Raw genomic sequence first — 14,623 nt, 5'->3', positions numbered from 1 at the left:
ACAGACCATGCGGTACCGCACGATCGGGAGCACCTCTGTCAGTGCCGTGGGGCTGGGCGCCATGCCGCTGTCCATCGAGCACCGGCCGGACGAGGCGCGGGCGACTGCGACCATCCACGCCGCGCTGGATGCCGGGGTCACGCTCATCGACACCGCCGACAGCTATCACTGGCACGCCGACGAGAGGGGGCACAACGAACTCCTCGTCGCCCGCGCCCTGGCCTCGTACGGTGGGGACACGTCGCGGGTTCTCGTTGCCACGAAGGGTGGTCGTGGGCGGCCCGGTGACGGCAGTTGGACCGTCACCGCCAGCCCGGCTCATCTGAAGCGCGCTGCCGAGGATTCGCTGAAGCGTCTGGGTGTCGACGCCATCGGCCTGTACCAGTTGCACAAGCCGGATCCGGCCGTGCCCTGGGCGGAGTCCGTGGGCGCGCTGCGGGAGTTGTACGACGCCGGAACGATCCGTGCCGCCGGGATCTCCAATGTCACGACCGGCCAGATCCGCGAGGCGCATTCGATCCTCGGAGACGCGCTCGTGTCCGTACAGAATCAGTACTCGCCCGCAGTGCGCGACAGCGAGCCCGAGCTGCGGCTGAGTACGGAGCTCGGGCTGGCCTTCCTGCCCTGGAGTCCGTTGGGCGGCATCTCGCGCAGTTCCCTCGACGGGCCGTCCGGGCCGGCTTCCGCGGGCACGCCCTTCCATCGCATCGCGGGCGAGCGCGGTGTCAGTCCGCAGCAGGTCGCTCTGGCCTGGCTGCTGGCCCGCTCGCCGGCGGTGATCCCGGTGCCGGGTGCCAGCAGACCGGCTTCGATCCAGAACTCTGCCGCTGCGGCTGAGCTGGAGCTGAGCGACGTGGAGCAGGCTCAGCTGGAGGACGCGCTGGTCGGCTGACCCTCTATCTGGCCTTGCGCCGGTAGGCCCCAGGCGGGGTTTCGTGCGTGCGTTTGAATGCGTTGGCGAAGGCGAATTCGGATGTGTAGCCCACTTGGGCGGCGACCGTTCTCAGTGGTGCGTTTGATGTGCGGAGCAGTCGTGCTGCTGTGGTCATCCGCCACCAGGTCAGGTAGGCCAGGGGTGGCTGGCCCACCAGGTGGGCGAAGCGCTTGGCGAAGGGGGCGCGTGAGAGGCCGGCTTCGGCGGCGAGTTTCGCCACGGTCCATGGGGCGGCGGGGTAGCGGTGGATGGCGTGGAGGGCGGCGGTGACCGGCGGGTCGTTCAGTGCGGCGGCCCATCCGGTGACGTGGTCCTCCCTGTGGGGCTGTTCGTCGAACCAGATGCGCAGGATGTAGAGCAGCAGTGCGTCCAGGAGGGCGGGGACGGCCGCGTCCGTGCCCAGGCTCGGGGTCTCCAGTTCCGCGGCGAGCAGTTGCACCGCCGCGCTCAGTTCGGTGCGGCGGCCAGTGTGCGCGGGCAGGTGGATGAGGTCCGGGAGGGACAGGAGCAGTGGGTGGGTGCGGGACGGATCGAGTTGGTAGGCCCCGCAGAGCAGTACGGTGACCGGGCCGCCGTCGCCGCTCCTGTCGACGCGGTCGGATGCGTAGGCGTCGTACGGCTCCGGGTCGTCGGGGCGGCAGGCCGGTGCCGTCACCGGGGTCTGGGGGCTGTCGGCCAGGATGTGGCCTTTGCCGTGCGGCAGGAACACCACGTCTCCTGTGCCCAGGCGGACGGGTTCCGCATCGGTGGGAAGGAGCCAGCAGGAGCCCTCCAGGACCACCTGGAAGCCCGCCGACCCGGGTACGGAGGAGAACTCCTGCCCCCACGGGGCGTGCCATCGCACGTGCGCCGAACGGGGTCGGCCGGTGCGCGTCACCGCGACCACGTCGCTCAGTACGTCCATGGCCCGAGCATAGAAGGCGTGCGAGACGATCACGCATGAATGGGGAATCCTCACGCATGGATCGTCCTCGCCGGCGGTCGTAGGTTCACTGCATGACGATGACCATGACGACGATGAAGGCCGCACGCATTCATGAGTTCGGCGATGCTTCCGTGATCCGCTACGACGAAGTCCCCTGCCCGCGCCCCGGCTTGGGCGAAGTACTCATACGCGTCGCCGCCAACTCGTTCAATCCCACCGAGGCCGCCTTGCGCGGCGGACTGCTCCAAGGGTTCCTCCCCGTGGACCTGCCTTACACGCTCGGCTGGGACGTCGCCGGCACCGTGGTGGAGATCGGCCCAGCTGTCGAGGGGTTCGCCGTGGGCGACCGCGTCGTCGGGCGGCTCGACGGCGGCGGCGCGGCCGCCGAGTATGTCCGGGCGCCCGCCGCCGTACTGACGGCGGCACCACAGTCCATCCCGCTCGCTCACGCCGCGGCGCTTCCGGTCGCGGGCCTGACGGCATGGCAGGCGGTCTTCGAGCACGGAAAGATCACCCCCGGTCTGCGGGTGCTGGTGAACGGTGCGGGCGGCGGCGTAGGAGGCTTCGTCACGCAGCTCGCCAAGTACACGGGCGCGGAGGTGATCGCCACGGCCGGTCCGCGCAGTACCGAGGCGGTCCTGCGACAGGGGGCGGACCAGGTCATCGACTACACCGTTCGGCCGGTGGGCGCCGCACTCGACGGCCCGGTGGACCTGCTGCTCAACCTGGTGCCGCTGAGCCCGCGGGACGCCGCGGCTCTGGTTCCTCTGGTCCGGCAGGGCGGGCGGATCGTGTCGATCGCCACTCCGGTCCAGCCGCCCGCCGACGCCGGGGTGAGCGCAATGCACATGGTCGCGCGCATCGATGTCGCGGACCTGGGTGCGCTGGTGGATCTCGTCGACGCGGGCACGGTCAGCGTCGATGTCAGTTCATCGCGCCCGCTGACCGACCTCTCCGACGTCCACCGCCTCAGCCAGGCCGGCCTGGTCCGGGGCAAGGTCCTCATCGTCCCGTGAGGCCGGGTGCCGTCCGGGTCCCGCTGCGATCTCCGCCGGTCGGAGCATGTCCGGTGCGGGTGCGGGTGCGGGTGCGGGTCATCATGCGCGTACAGGAGCCCTGTCGAGACTCTGGGGTGAACAGGATCTTGCAGCCCTGGGCGTCGCCCTGCGGGAAACCGCAGGGCGATGCGCGGGATCACCGCAGATGGCCGGACGGTTGACCTCGTAGTGGTGCTGAGCTGCGGTTTCTAGCGTGGGTGGAGTTCGGGGCGCCCGCCTCGAAGCAGTCGATCACCACGCCGGGAGACTTCGCATGTACCTCGTGACTTCGGCCGCCGCCGCTGCCGAGCCCACCACTGGCGTCGCCGGTTGGGCGGCGCATCTTGTCGATGTGTTCGGCGGGCCGGGGGCCGGTCTCGCGATCGCGCTCGAGAACCTCTTTCCGCCGCTGCCCAGTGAAGTCATCCTGCCGCTGACCGGGTTTGCCGCGGGCCAGGGTGTCATCAGTCTCTTCTCGGCATTGCTGTGGACGACGCTCGGGTCCGTGGTCGGTGCCGCGGCGCTGTACGGGATCGGGCGGGCCGTCGGCCGCGAGCGTATGTACGCGCTGTGGGGCCGGCTGCCGTTGGTGAAGGTCTCCGATCTGGAGAAGACGGAGGCATGGTTCCAGCGGCACGGGACGAAGGCGGTGCTGATTGGGCGGATGGTGCCGATCTTTCGCAGTCTCATCTCCGTCCCCGCGGGGGTGGAGCGGATGCGCCTGCCGGTGTTCCTGTCGCTGACCGCGGTCGGTTCGCTGGCGTGGAACTCGGTTCTGGTGCTTGCGGGTTACTGGCTGGGCGAGCGGTGGGACCTCGTGGAGACGTATGTGGGTGTGATCTCCAAGGTCGTGCTGGCGGCGGCCGTGACCGCGGTGGCGGCGTATGTCGTCGTACGGCTTCGGGGCCGGGGCCAGGGACGGGGGCGGCACCGTGATCGCGAGCGCCGGACGGGGATCGAGCAGGCCCGTTAGGCTCGGCTTCAGTGCTGGTGACAGGGGTGGGGCCGGTGGAGGCCAGAGGGAGTTCCGGGGTGGCCGGTGCGGCAGGGGTGGGCGGGGTGCTGTGGCGGTCGGTCGGCGTGTTCCTCGGGTGCGTAGCCGCATGCGCGGGGGTGGTGTGGCTCGCCGTCGCCGGCGTGGTCCTGGGCCCGTTCCTGCTGTGGCCCCGCACCCGGGCCGGGGCGCGGGCGGCCCTGGTCGCGGGGGCCCGTCGGATCGCGGGGCTGGAGCGGCGTCGTCGCACCGTCTTCTTCCGCGACCGCTTCCCTCTGCACTACGTCCCCCAGGACATGACGGTCCTGCGGTACGTCGCCACGCGCGCATACGCCGGAACGGTCACCGCCGTCACGCTCGCCCTGTTCGGATTCGGCATGGTGCTGGCCGGGGTGTTCACGGCCGCGCTGGTGCGCGGGCGGGTCGGTGTCGGCGAGCTGCTGTGGCAGGTGCTGCTGGGCGGTGCGCTGCTCTTTCTCGGCGTGCAGGGCCTGCGCTCCCTGTACGCGCTCGACGCCCGGCTGGCGCGTGACACCTTCGGCCCCTCCGAGCGGGAGCTGCTGCGCCAGCGCATCGACGAACTGGCCACGAGCCGCGCCGCGGTGGTCCACGCCGTCGACACGGAGCGGCGCCGTATCGAACGCGATCTGCACGACGGCCTCCAGCAGCGACTCGTCGCCCTCGCCATGCTCCTCGGCCGCGCCCGCCGGCCCGGCCGGACCGCAGAGCAGTCCGCCGCGCTCCTGGCCCAGGCCCACGAGGAGGCGCAGGACGTGCTCACCGAACTGCGCGAGGTGGCGTGGCGGGTGTATCCGTCGGCGCTCGACGGGCCGGGGCTGCGCGAGGCGCTCGGCGGGGTGGCCGAGCGCAGCCCGGTCCCGCTGCGCCTGGAGTACGGCCTGGACCGGCCGCTCCCCCGGCCCGTGGAGACCGCCGCATACTTCGTGGTGTCGGAGGCGGTGACCAATGCCGCCAAGCACGCGCAGGCCACCAGCGTCCAGGTCCGACTCACGATGGCGGCAGGGGTGTTGACCATCTCCGTCCAGGACGACGGGTGCGGCGGAGCCGACCCGCACGGCACCGGGCTCGCCGGACTGCGCGGCCGTGTCGAAGCGCTCGACGGCCGGTTGCGCGTCGACAGCCCACCGGCCGGACCCACCACCATCACCGCGGAGCTGCCATGCGCCTGATCATCGCCGAGGACTCGACCCTGCTGCGCGAAGGGCTCGTGCGGCTGCTGGTGGAGGAGGGACACGAGGTCGTCGCCGCGTTCGGGGACGCCACGACACTGCCCGACGCCGTCGACTCGTACGGTCCCGACGCTGTCGTCGTCGACATCCGGATGCCGCCCACGCACACCGACGAGGGGCTGCGGGCCGCACTGGAGATCCGTGCGCGCCGCCCCGCCACCGGGGTGCTGGTGCTGTCGCAGCACGTGGAGCGCACCTACGCGGCGCAGCTGCTCGCGGGCGGCGCCGAGGGCATCGGCTATCTGCTCAAGGACCGGGTCGCGCAGGTCGAGGAGTTCCTCGACGCGCTGGAGCGGATCCGGGCGGGCAGCGCGGTGATCGACCCGGAGGTCGTGCGCCAGCTCGTCGGCCGCTCCGTCCGCGCCGATCCGCTGGCCCGGCTCACCCCGCGCGAGCGTGACGTCCTGGAGGTCCTCGCGCAGGGGCACACGAACAGTGGGATCGCCGAGCGGCTGCACCTGTCGCTGAGCGCGGTCGAGAAGCATCTCAACGCGGTCTTCGACAAGCTGGAACTGCCGCGTACGACGGGGTACAACCGGCGGATTCTGGCGGTGCTGCGGTATTTGGAGGCGTGACGCGGGCCCGGGGCCGAGCCTTCCCCTTTGGGGGCTGCTGAATTCGGCCGATGCCGGTAGGGCTGGGTCGCGTCTCACGATGATCGCGGGGTGGGGGGCTTGGCAGTGGCTTGTCAGGTGTTCAGTGACCGAGCGAAATCGGCGAGCGTCTGGAAGTCGTCCTCGCGTAGGCCGATTCGCGGGTTGACGTGGTGGAGGAGACCGGCGCCCTCGTGGTGTGTGCTCACGTAACCCTCGTCGAGATCGCTCTGCTCGTCGTCCACCCATGCGAAGGGTCGTCCGTTGGCGTAGTCCACCAGCGGGCCGGTCTTCCAGTGGACCCCGTCGGGGCGTTCTCGGAACAGGGCGTCGCCGAAGTCTACGAAGGGAAGTTCGGGAAGGCCGAGTATGGGGGCGAGCCATCGGTTGGCGTCGTTCATCCACGTGGTGGCCCAGCAGAGGTCGAAGTCGAGCCGGAGCAGGGCCTGGCCGTGCTCGGGTCGGGATTGAGCCAGACCCGCAGGGGTCGCCGCCGCCGGACCGAGTGTTCTCCGTTTTGCGATGGAGTTCCGCTGTCTCGGGGCAATCTGAGTGTGGTGTAGCCGGCGGGGCGCTTCTCCGGCTTGGCCGCATAGGGGTTGAGCGGGCCGTCCACATCGAGGAACAGCAGCGGTCGGCTCACTATCTCCCCCTCTTCCCCCTGCACCAGATGTGCGTCGCAGCGTAACCGCAACGATCGTTGCGGCGTCGAGCCGTTCTGGCCACCGATCAGCGCGCGTGGACAGCAGGCCCGCATGGCTTCGGGGCGGCTTCGGTGCATGTCTGGCGGTCCGTCATCATGGGCGGGTTGCGTGGGCGAGTACGAGGAGGATGACGGTGGCGGAGCGGGGTTCCGATGGGCGGGCGGGGCAGCTGATCGATGCCTGGGACGAGATGCGGGAGTACGTCGATCACGATCCGCAGGAGTACGAGCGGCTCGTGGCCGAGTGTGCCCGTGAACTGGCCGCCGCTCCGAGCGGGACGCTCGCGTATCGCTGGACTCTGGGCCTTGTCCTGGCCCTTCCGTATCTGGCCACCAGGAAGCCGGAGGACCTTGATGTCGAGGCTGCGTTCGGTGCGGCTTCGGCTGCGGCGCGGGCGCTGCGGGACGAAACCTGCGGGCATGGGGAGCATCCGTTCCAGGGCAGTCTGGAGGGGCAGCTGGAGTGTGTTCCGGACGTGCTGCGGGAGCTCGGTGGCGAGGGGGCGGGCGGCGAGGGGCTCTGGCCGGACCCCCGGCAGTCTCGTGAGGCGTGGCTGTGCCCGCGCAACACCGCCGGGTATGCGCGCGTGGTGATGGAGTCGCTGCGGCCGGGCTCGGCGGGGGACGACGTACCGCCGTTCCTGCCGTTCGAGGACCGATACGAGCTCGACGGGCTCACCGCGATCATGGAGGGCTATCCGCTCGCCAGAACCTTCGACGTCGCGTTCGACCTCTCCTTCGCGGCCTCCGCGCTGCAGGAGGCCTCGGGCGAGGACCTGGCCGGGCGCGTCTTCACGGCCACCGCCGTGACCTGGTACGTGGAGGTCGAGGCCGATCCCGAGCACGAGGGGGCGCAGCAGCTCGTTGCCGAGCTGGTGGGGGCTTTCGAGCGTGCCCTTGAGCTTCTCAGTGACGGTGGGACCTGTGCGCACGACGCGCACCCGGCTCTTCCGGACGACGCCACCGAGGTTCTGTGGGTGGGCGCGCATCTGGCGAGCGCGCGTGGGCGGGCCGTGTACGAGAGGTGGCCGAGGAAGGGGGTACCGCCGCTCGGCACGGTGCGGTGTCCGGTCTTCGTCGCGGCCACGGTCCGTGATTCGCTGGCGCGGTTGAGGAGTTGCTGACCTGCTGCGGGGAATTCGGCTGCCGTCTCTGCTGCCTCCGGATGCGCATCTTCGTGGTTGTGCTGCGGCTGTCGCGGACTATGTGTTCGGCAGGGTTGATGGCCGACTCGGTACCGACGGTTGCGCGGAAGCCGGGGACCAGGGGCCAGGGGCCAGGGGCCAGGGGCAGTCATGACGACGGGGCCGCGGCACGGTGTTGCGGGCCGAGGCCACCGCACGAACATGTACCGGCATCGATGTGACGGCAGTTGTGAGGCGCCCTACCATCACCGGCTGATGAATCGGTAGGTCGCCGTTCATGGGGCAGCGACAACTGCTCTCCGGCCGTGGTGTGGGCCGCGGTGCGGGTGGTGTTGTCGCCGGGGCGGGGTCAGGTGTAGTCGGTCGGGCGGCCGAGGGGCTCGATGGCGTCCACTTCGTGCAGTCGCTGTTGGAGGCGTTCGCGGATTCGGTCGATGGCGTTGGCGCCGAGCGGCAGGCGCAGGGGTGGCTGGTCCATCTGTGTGGCGGTGATGATGGCGCGTGCGGCTCGGGCGGGGTCGCCGGGCTGGGTGCCGTGCATGGCCAGGAATTGCTTCTTGGCGGGGTCCAGGGCTGGGCGGTAGTCGTCGATGGGGTCGGCGTAGGTGACCGAGCGGCCGGTGAAGTCGGTGCGGAAGGGGCCGGGTTCGACGATGAGGACGTGGATGCCGAGGTGGGCGACTTCGGCGGCCAGGCCTTCGGAGAGTCCTTCGAGGGCGAATTTCGTGCCTGCGTAGGCGGTTCCGCCGAGGGTGGCCATGACGCCGCCGACGGAGGACATCTGCACGATGCATCCCGAGCGCTGGGCGCGCAGGGTGGGCAGGACGGCCCGTGTGACCTCGAGGGCTCCGAAGACGTTGGTGTCGAACTGGCGGCGCAGTTCGTGCTCGGGGAGTTCTTCCAGGGCGCCGCGCAGGGCGTAGCCGGCGTTGTTGACCAGGACGTCGATGCGGCCGAATTCCTTGAGGGCGGCGTCGACGGCGTTGCGGATCGCGGTGGGGTTGGTGACGTCGAGGGGGAGAGCGCGCACGCGGTCGGGTGCCAGGGCGACGAGGTCGTCGAGTGTGCGGGGGTCACGGGCGGTGGCGATGAGCCGGTCGCCGTCGGCGATGACTTCCTGGGCCAGGGCGCGGCCGAGTCCGGTGCTGGTGCCGGTGATGAACCAGACCTTGGTGGGGGCTTGTTCGAGCTGCTGGGACGGCATCGGTGCTCCTGCCTGGGCGTGGTCGGGGCGGAGGTTGGCGTCAGCCTGTGGTGCGGGAGGTGGTGATCGGTGGGTCGGTCGGCTGGTCTTGCCAGGTGGCGCTGGGGGGCTTGGGTGGTGGTGACGGGGAAGGCGGTACGGCCGGTGAGTGCCGCGTAGGCGAGAGAGTCCGGCCCAGGGCAGGACGTGTGCGTCCTCGCGGAGGAGCGTGCGTCGTCGGCTCCCCCTTATGCAATTATCTTGAGTGCCAAGGTAAATTATCTTGAGACTCAAGGGAGTGTCAAAGGTGCCCGGATCCCAACTGCCGCCCACGCCCCGGGACTCGGTGCAGGCCGAACTGGCTCGCTGGGTCGCCGACATGCCTGATGTCGACCCGCGCACCGAGGCCGCCCGCCAGCGCATCGGCCGTACATCCCGGCTGTTCGAGCGCCTGCTGACCGAGGTCGCGGCGGACCACGAGCTGACCGCCGGCGACTGGGCCGCACTCTCGGCGCTCCAGCGGTCCGGCCCTCCCTACCAGGCCTCCCCCACCACCCTCGCCCAGCAACTGGGCATCACCTCGGGCACCATGAGCGTGCGGTTGGCCCGTCTGTCCCAGGCCGGCCTGATCGAGTCCGTGGCCGCGGCCGACGGCCGTAGCAAGCCCGTCCGGCTCACGCGGCACGGCCAGGACCGCTGGCGCGCGGCCACCCAGCAACGCACCACGCGTGAACATCAGCTGTTCCTCGACGCCTTCACCGGTGAGGATCTCGATGTGCTCAACTCACTGTTGGGCCGGCTGCTGGGGCGCCTGGAGGGCGAGTTCGGGCAGGCGACGCGTCACGACGTCCCCAAGGAGAGCTGACCACACCGGCCGATCGGCCTGCCGGCTGCGGCCGACAGCGCTTCGGAACGCGCGACGCGCTGGGCCGCCGAGTCGGCGTTCCGCGTCCCTGCCGCCGTGACAAGCCCCGATACCCCGCTGTCCCCGGCAGGTTTCCCGTCTGCGGGAAACCTGCCGGGGACAGCGGGTTGGGTTCAGCGACCCTGCAGTCAGGTCAGGCGTGGGCGGGCCGCGCCTGCTGAGTCTGCTGCGGCCGGTCAGTGGTGGCCTCGGGGGTGGAGGGCTTGTCGGCGAGTTTGAGGACGATGACGCCGGCGATGATCAGGCCGAGCCACAGGTACTGCACGCCGCTGAGGGTCTCGTCGAAGAACACCGGGCCGAGCACGGCCGCGCCGACCGCTCCGATACCGGCCCACACGGCGTAGCCGATGCCGACGTCGATGGTGCGCAGCGCCTGGCTGAGTGCCCACAGGGTCAGGAGGAAGAACACGACGCCGACCAGCGACCAGGTCAGTACGGAGAAGCCCTCGCTGCCGCCCACGGCGAGGGCGTAGACGACTTCGAAGCCTCCGGCGAGCAGGAGCATGGTCCAGGAGCGGGTGGCGGACGGGGCAGCGGACGCGGTGGTGGAGGACATGAGATCGAGGTCCTTTCGAGGCAGGGAGGTGAGAAGAGAGGAGAGGGGAGGAGTGAGCAGTGGGTCAGGGAGGGGTGGGGGTCAGGCGCCGCCGCTGAGTTGCAGGCCCACGACCCCGCCGATCACCGCGAGGATGCCCAGGGCCTTGCCCCAGTTCAGGCGCTGGCCGAAGAGCAGGGCGCCCAGCAGGGTGATGCCGACGCCGGCCACCGAGGTCCACAGTGCGTAGCCCACACCGACGTTGAAGGTCAGCAGTGCCTTGCTGAGCGCGAAGGTCGCCAGCGCGCCGCTGATCAGCGTCGCCGCGGTCCACTTCCGGTTGGTGAATCCCTCGGCCTTGCCCGCGGACAGAGCCACCGCGATCTCGAACGCGACAGCGATGGCCAGGTAGATCCAGTGCATGACAGGGAACCTTTCGCTCAGAACTACTTGCTTGTACGTGCAAATGCTTTGAGGTTGTGAAGTGCCCCGAGGGGAACCGGGGGCGACGCCGAGAAGCTTGCATGAGCATGTACTCTGGTGTCAACCGCTCTCGAGGAGGCACCCATGAAGACGCCACAGCCCGCACCCGCCTACGCCTCCGACCAGGCGCTGTGGAGTCGCGCTGTCACGCTCTTCGGGCGCGTGGAGCGGGAGTTGACCCAGACCCTGCAGCGCCGGCACGGCATCAGCCTGTCGGAGTTCCGCTCCTTGGAGAACCTCCACCGTGCCGACAAGGACGAACTGCGCATGCAGGATCTCGCCGAGAGCGTCGGCCTCAGTCAGTCCTCGGTGACGCGCCTGGTGGCGCGGCTGGAGAAGGCCGGGTACGCCTACAAGGACCTGTGCCCGTCGGACAAGCGCGGCGTCTACGCGGTCATCACCGAGGATGGCCGGCGACGCTACCAGGACGCCTGCGCGACCTATGCGGAAGTACTCTCCTCGGTGCTCAACACCTTCGCCGCCGACCCCGAGCTCGGCCCCACCGTCCAAGCCCTGCGCAGCGCACACGGTTTGCAGTAGGCCACCCTGATCGCAAGCCGCTCCCCCGGGCGGTTCCACGTACCGGTCTCCTTGTACGTGCATCTGTATTCCGCAGCGAGATCTGTTCGTCGCCTCCAGCAGATGCTTGACTGGACAAGTTTGTGCGGGAGTGCGGGTTTACCCCGCCTCGTCTCACCCCGGGCCGTATTGGCCATGCCCGCGTCAGGCGGTACGGTCAGTGCGATATCGACGACGGTCGACGGAAGCCGGTGAGAGTCCGGCACGGTCGCGCCACTGTGTGCGGGAGGCCCTCGGGCCCCTCGTGAGTCAGACCCGTGACGGTCGTCAAGTGCACCACCGAGACGGGACGCGAACTCCCGAAGGAGGCCCTGCCATGGCGCAGCACGTCGCCCAGCCGACCGCCGACACGCCTACTCTTCCGGCCACACTGCCGCTGAGGACGATCGCCCCCTGGGCCGCGTTCTTCGGCATCCTGATGCTCGTCCTGCTGTACTTCGTCGGCGCCGAACAGGGCGCCACCTCCGTGTTCAGCGGCGCGGGGGTCCATGAGTGGGTGCACGACGCCCGCCACCTGCTCGGCTTCCCCTGCCACTGATCCCGTAGGGAAGCCGCGCGCTCATGAACTCGACCACCGTACGCAATCTGCTCGTTCGGGGCATGCTCGCCGGCCTGGCCGCCGGCGTGCTCGCCCTGGTCGTCGCCTACTGGCTCGGTGAGCCGAACGTCGACGGAGCCATCGCCTTCGAGGAGGCCCACGCCGCACACTCACACGGCGGCGAGGAGGTCGAACTCGTCTCCCGGAGCCTGCAGTCGACCGCCGGTCTCGCCACCGGAATGCTCGTCTACGCAGTCGCCTTCGGCGGGATCGCCGCCCTGGCCTACTGCTTCGCCCTCGGTCGCGTCGGCCGCTTCGGCCCACGCTCCACCGCGCTGCTGCTGTCCGGCAGCGCGCTCCTGGCCGTGTACGTCGTCCCGTACCTGAAGTACCCGGCCACCCCGCCCGCCGTCGGCAACCCCGACACCATCGGTCAGCGCACCACGCTGTTCTTCCTGATGATCCTGCTCAGCGTGCTCCTCGCGATCGGAGCGACGATCCTCGGGAAGCGGCTGGCGCCACGCATCGGTACCTACTACGCCACCGTCGCCGCGCTGCTGGGATTCGCCGTCGTGGTCGGGATCGCCTTCGCCGTGCTGCCCGCGGCCGACGGCGTGCCCGAGCACTTCCCCGCCACGCTGCTGTGGCGGTTCCGGCTCTCCGCGCTGGCCGTCCAGGTCACCTTGTGGAGCGGGTTCGGTCTCGTCTTCGGGGAGCTGGCCCAGCGCCTGCTCCAGCCGAAGCCCGCGCGGGCCGCGGCCGCCGGGGCGGTTCCCGCCGGGAACTGACCGGATCAGTCCGCACGTTGGGCCCGGCCGGGCGAACCGGCCGGGCCCAACGGCTTTCCCATCTGCACGTTCCAGCGCCCGCCGCGGCCGCTCAGCTCGGTGACCGTCAGCGGTGCCACGTCGCAGCGCCAGAAGGACGACGCGGGCGCGCCCAGGGCGTGCACTACGGCTGCTCGCACCACGTCCGGTTCGACGACGGCCACCACGGGCCCGTCCCCGTCGTCCGGTACGGCCGCATCGAGCCAGCGGGCCACGCGGGCGCACACGTCGATCAACGACTCGCCGCCACCGGGAGCGAACTCCGGGTCGCCGAGCCACCGGGCGACCGCCTCGGGCTCCGCCGCGGACACCTCGGCGAGCGTCCGGCCGTGCCAGGTTCCCCGGTCCGGCGGGGCCAGTTCGGCGGGCGCCGTGAGGGAGGCGAGCCCCAGCGCCTCGGCGGTCTCCCGGCACCGCCGGCTGTCGGAGACGACCGCCGCCACAGGCACCGGCAGCACACCGGCCGCCGCCTCGGCAGCGGCCCGCCCGGCAGCGTCGAGGGGAGCACCGTCGTCGAACCGGGCCTGCCGCAGGGCGGCGTTCATGCCGGGGGCGACGAACAGGACACGTCGGTTCACCAGGACTCCTAGTCGTACGGGGGCGCTCGTACCGGATCCAGCCCTGTGCAGGGCGGTACAGGGCAGGGCGGGGCAGGTCGAACGTACCGGCTTCGCCGGCGCCGGACCGAGTGCGTGTCCCCGGCGCAAGCCACCGTTCACCACGTGATCATGCGCAGGGCCCGCCCGTGTGGGGTGCGGTGGTTACTCTCCGCCGGAAATCGATGCCTGACGATCCGGCAAGGCTGCTTGCTGCCGGAGGCAGGCCGACCGGGGAGGGTTCATGGGTTTCATCGTGCGCGTGCGGGCGGGACGTACCGGCGTGACCGTTGCGGGGGCGGCTGTGGCGGTGGCGGTGGCGCTGATCGGGGTGGCGGCACCGGCGTCGGCTGCCCCTCGGCAGTCCGCCCAGGCGGTTCAGGCGCTGGTCGAGGCGGCGCCGGCGCCTACAGGGCTCGCGTACACCTATGACGCGGCGCGCCAGACCGTGACGGTCACCTGGGACGCCAAGGCCCTGGAGGACACCGTCACGCGCAACTACCGTGTCGGCAACTGCGGTCCGACCCCCCAGTACCCCTGCTTCGTCGCTCCCGACATCATCCTGGGCAACAGCTTCTCGTTCACGATGGCGCCCGGCAGCGCGCCCCGGTACATCAAGGTCTACGCCGAGAACGCCAGCCACCAGCTCACGGGTTCGCAGGTTCTGACCGTCACGGTCTGACCGGGCCCGAGGGTGACGGACCAGCGCCCTCGGCACCGGCTCCCAGGCGGTCGGCGAGCCGGCCGACCGCCTGGACCGGATGGTCCGCGCCCGCGCGAACAGCACCGGCCGGGCGGCCGCTGATGCCGCTGAACGGCGTCCCTGGGCTCCTCTAGAACCCGACGGGGCGCGCGAAGACGCTGTACGCCCACAGCGCGACGAGACCGGCCACGCTGAGCAGCACCACCCAGGAGGCCAAGGACATGCGCCGCCCCTTCGGCCTGCGGGCGGGCTTGGGCTTGCGTCCTTGCCGGCCCGCCTGGTTCCCGCGGCCGCGCGGCGCCGGGGCCGGGGCCGTGTCGAGGGCGGTCTCGGCCAGCAGGCGGCGGCAGATGCCGGCCAGCTCCGCCGTCCCGGCCGTGAGGTCGGCCACCGCCTCCAGGCGGGCCGGGGCGGTGGTGCCGCCGTCGAGGATCCGGCCGGCCCGGATCAGCGCCTGGTCCCGCCTGCCGGTCGGCGCCATGCTGATCCAGCGCCCCACATGCTCCCCCCGGATCACCACACCGCCGCCGCGCTCGCGGTAGACGGTGTGCTCCCTCCACAGAACGCCGGCCAACTCGTCGGCGGTCTCTCTCAGTTGCGCCTGCATGACCCTCCCCTGACATGTCCCTGCCTTCGGAACAGACGCCAGACTCTAACCGCCGCCAGAACCAGC

At 70.7% G+C, this 14,623-nt stretch carries 17 protein-coding genes and 1 pseudogene; 11 read left to right on the top strand and 7 right to left on the bottom strand.

Features of this window, described 5'->3' with window-relative positions:
* Positions 1–7: 7 nt before the first annotated feature.
* Positions 8–892, top strand: coding sequence for an aldo/keto reductase (locus IAG42_RS37025; RefSeq protein WP_188342003.1), 885 nt, complete (start codon positions 8–10; stop codon positions 890–892).
* A 4-nt stretch (positions 893–896) separates the two neighbouring features.
* Here IAG42_RS37025 and IAG42_RS37020 read toward each other — a convergent pair whose 3' ends face one another.
* Positions 897–1,838 (bottom strand): AraC family transcriptional regulator, encoded by a 942-nt coding sequence (locus tag IAG42_RS37020; RefSeq protein WP_188342002.1) that lies wholly within the window; start codon positions 1,836–1,838, stop codon positions 897–899.
* Between the two features lie 92 nt (positions 1,839–1,930).
* Between IAG42_RS37020 and IAG42_RS37015 the strand changes: the two genes are divergently transcribed.
* The 4 genes from IAG42_RS37015 to IAG42_RS37000 all read left to right on the top strand — a co-directional run bounded on the left by IAG42_RS37015 (position 1,931) and on the right by IAG42_RS37000 (position 5,715).
* A complete protein-coding gene (locus IAG42_RS37015; protein ID WP_223206501.1) occupies positions 1,931–2,875 on the top strand; it encodes an NADP-dependent oxidoreductase in 945 nt (314 codons plus the stop codon).
* Between the two features lie 295 nt (positions 2,876–3,170).
* Positions 3,171–3,869 (top strand): DedA family protein, encoded by a 699-nt coding sequence (locus IAG42_RS37010; RefSeq protein WP_188342001.1) that lies wholly within the window; start codon positions 3,171–3,173, stop codon positions 3,867–3,869.
* A 59-nt stretch (positions 3,870–3,928) separates the two neighbouring features.
* Complete coding sequence (locus IAG42_RS37005) at positions 3,929–5,080, top strand: sensor histidine kinase (RefSeq protein WP_188342000.1); 1,152 nt, start codon at positions 3,929–3,931, stop codon at positions 5,078–5,080.
* Positions 5,071–5,715 (top strand): response regulator, encoded by a 645-nt coding sequence (locus tag IAG42_RS37000; RefSeq protein ID WP_188341999.1) that lies wholly within the window; start codon positions 5,071–5,073, stop codon positions 5,713–5,715. The genes IAG42_RS37005 and IAG42_RS37000 overlap by 10 nt, the downstream gene beginning before the upstream one ends.
* A gap of 113 nt (positions 5,716–5,828) precedes the next feature.
* Here IAG42_RS37000 and IAG42_RS36995 read toward each other — a convergent pair.
* Positions 5,829–6,376: pseudogene (locus tag IAG42_RS36995) on the bottom strand (hypothetical protein).
* 188 nt (positions 6,377–6,564) lie between these two features.
* Here IAG42_RS36995 and IAG42_RS36990 point away from each other — a divergent pair.
* Positions 6,565–7,560, top strand: a complete 996-nt coding sequence (locus tag IAG42_RS36990) for a hypothetical protein (RefSeq protein WP_188341998.1) — start codon at positions 6,565–6,567, stop codon at positions 7,558–7,560.
* Positions 7,561–7,930: 370 nt separating this feature from the next.
* On the opposite strand, the gene IAG42_RS36985 is transcribed toward IAG42_RS36990, so the two are convergent.
* Entirely contained in the window at positions 7,931–8,785 is an 855-nt protein-coding gene (locus IAG42_RS36985; protein ID WP_188341997.1) for an oxidoreductase, read from the bottom strand.
* 286 nt (positions 8,786–9,071) lie between these two features.
* Between IAG42_RS36985 and IAG42_RS36980 the strand changes: the two genes are divergently transcribed.
* The gene (locus IAG42_RS36980; RefSeq protein ID WP_223206500.1) at positions 9,072–9,629 is read left to right on the top strand and encodes a MarR family winged helix-turn-helix transcriptional regulator; all 558 of its coding nucleotides are present in this window, start codon (positions 9,072–9,074) and stop codon (positions 9,627–9,629) included.
* Between the two features lie 193 nt (positions 9,630–9,822).
* Here the strand turns inward: IAG42_RS36980 and IAG42_RS36975 are convergent, their stop codons facing one another.
* Positions 9,823–10,245, bottom strand: a complete 423-nt coding sequence (locus IAG42_RS36975; protein ID WP_188341996.1) for a DMT family transporter — start codon at positions 10,243–10,245, stop codon at positions 9,823–9,825.
* A gap of 81 nt (positions 10,246–10,326) precedes the next feature.
* Complete coding sequence (locus tag IAG42_RS36970) at positions 10,327–10,647, bottom strand: DMT family transporter (RefSeq protein ID WP_188341995.1); 321 nt, start codon at positions 10,645–10,647, stop codon at positions 10,327–10,329.
* 144 nt (positions 10,648–10,791) lie between these two features.
* Between IAG42_RS36970 and IAG42_RS36965 the strand changes: the two genes are divergently transcribed.
* The 3 genes from IAG42_RS36965 (at position 10,792) to IAG42_RS36955 (ending at position 12,612) form a co-directional block, all read left to right on the top strand.
* Complete coding sequence (locus IAG42_RS36965) at positions 10,792–11,247, top strand: MarR family winged helix-turn-helix transcriptional regulator (protein WP_188341994.1); 456 nt, start codon at positions 10,792–10,794, stop codon at positions 11,245–11,247.
* Positions 11,248–11,602: 355 nt separating this feature from the next.
* Positions 11,603–11,824: a CbtB domain-containing protein gene (locus IAG42_RS36960; protein WP_188341993.1), complete on the top strand. Its 222-nt coding sequence runs from the start codon at positions 11,603–11,605 to the stop codon at positions 11,822–11,824.
* A gap of 23 nt (positions 11,825–11,847) precedes the next feature.
* Positions 11,848–12,612 carry a CbtA family protein gene (locus tag IAG42_RS36955; RefSeq protein WP_188341992.1) on the top strand — a complete coding sequence of 255 codons (765 nt, stop codon included), beginning with the start codon at positions 11,848–11,850 and terminating at the stop codon, positions 12,610–12,612.
* Positions 12,613–12,617: 5 nt separating this feature from the next.
* On the opposite strand, the gene IAG42_RS36950 is transcribed toward IAG42_RS36955, so the two are convergent.
* Positions 12,618–13,229 (bottom strand): histidine phosphatase family protein, encoded by a 612-nt coding sequence (locus IAG42_RS36950; RefSeq protein WP_188341991.1) that lies wholly within the window; start codon positions 13,227–13,229, stop codon positions 12,618–12,620.
* Between the two features lie 262 nt (positions 13,230–13,491).
* Between IAG42_RS36950 and IAG42_RS36945 the strand changes: the two genes are divergently transcribed.
* Positions 13,492–13,929: a hypothetical protein gene (locus IAG42_RS36945; RefSeq protein ID WP_188341990.1), complete on the top strand. Its 438-nt coding sequence runs from the start codon at positions 13,492–13,494 to the stop codon at positions 13,927–13,929.
* Positions 13,930–14,080: 151 nt separating this feature from the next.
* Here the strand turns inward: IAG42_RS36945 and IAG42_RS36940 are convergent, their stop codons facing one another.
* A complete protein-coding gene (locus IAG42_RS36940; RefSeq protein WP_188341989.1) occupies positions 14,081–14,557 on the bottom strand; it encodes a hypothetical protein in 477 nt (158 codons plus the stop codon).
* Between the last annotated feature and the right edge of the window lie 66 nt (positions 14,558–14,623).

The sequence above is a fragment of the Streptomyces xanthii genome (genome assembly GCF_014621695.1).
GTDB lineage: Bacteria > Actinomycetota > Actinomycetes > Streptomycetales > Streptomycetaceae > Streptomyces > Streptomyces xanthii.
Note: the sequence above shows the minus strand (reverse complement) of the source record. Positions and strands in the feature narration are given on the sequence as shown.

What these genes read in the sequence shown, in the direction of transcription:
- IAG42_RS36975 (WP_188341996.1), bottom strand. Translation starts at nt 10,245, where the DNA reads ATGTCCTCCACCACCGCGTCCGCTGCCCCGTCCGCCACCCGCTCCTGG.
- IAG42_RS37010 (WP_188342001.1), top strand. Translation starts at nt 3,171, where the DNA reads ATGTACCTCGTGACTTCGGCCGCCGCCGCTGCCGAGCCCACCACTGGC.
- IAG42_RS37000 (WP_188341999.1), top strand. Translation starts at nt 5,071, where the DNA reads ATGCGCCTGATCATCGCCGAGGACTCGACCCTGCTGCGCGAAGGGCTC.
- IAG42_RS36940 (WP_188341989.1), bottom strand. Translation starts at nt 14,557, where the DNA reads ATGCAGGCGCAACTGAGAGAGACCGCCGACGAGTTGGCCGGCGTTCTG.
- IAG42_RS36985 (WP_188341997.1), bottom strand. Translation starts at nt 8,785, where the DNA reads ATGCCGTCCCAGCAGCTCGAACAAGCCCCCACCAAGGTCTGGTTCATC.
- IAG42_RS36945 (WP_188341990.1), top strand. Translation starts at nt 13,492, where the DNA reads ATGGGTTTCATCGTGCGCGTGCGGGCGGGACGTACCGGCGTGACCGTT.
- IAG42_RS36955 (WP_188341992.1), top strand. Translation starts at nt 11,848, where the DNA reads ATGAACTCGACCACCGTACGCAATCTGCTCGTTCGGGGCATGCTCGCC.
- IAG42_RS36990 (WP_188341998.1), top strand. Translation starts at nt 6,565, where the DNA reads ATGACGGTGGCGGAGCGGGGTTCCGATGGGCGGGCGGGGCAGCTGATC.
- IAG42_RS37025 (WP_188342003.1), top strand. Translation starts at nt 8, where the DNA reads ATGCGGTACCGCACGATCGGGAGCACCTCTGTCAGTGCCGTGGGGCTG.
- IAG42_RS36970 (WP_188341995.1), bottom strand. Translation starts at nt 10,647, where the DNA reads ATGCACTGGATCTACCTGGCCATCGCTGTCGCGTTCGAGATCGCGGTG.
- IAG42_RS37015 (WP_223206501.1), top strand. Translation starts at nt 1,931, where the DNA reads ATGACGATGACCATGACGACGATGAAGGCCGCACGCATTCATGAGTTC.
- IAG42_RS36960 (WP_188341993.1), top strand. Translation starts at nt 11,603, where the DNA reads ATGGCGCAGCACGTCGCCCAGCCGACCGCCGACACGCCTACTCTTCCG.
- IAG42_RS36965 (WP_188341994.1), top strand. Translation starts at nt 10,792, where the DNA reads ATGAAGACGCCACAGCCCGCACCCGCCTACGCCTCCGACCAGGCGCTG.
- IAG42_RS37020 (WP_188342002.1), bottom strand. Translation starts at nt 1,838, where the DNA reads ATGGACGTACTGAGCGACGTGGTCGCGGTGACGCGCACCGGCCGACCC.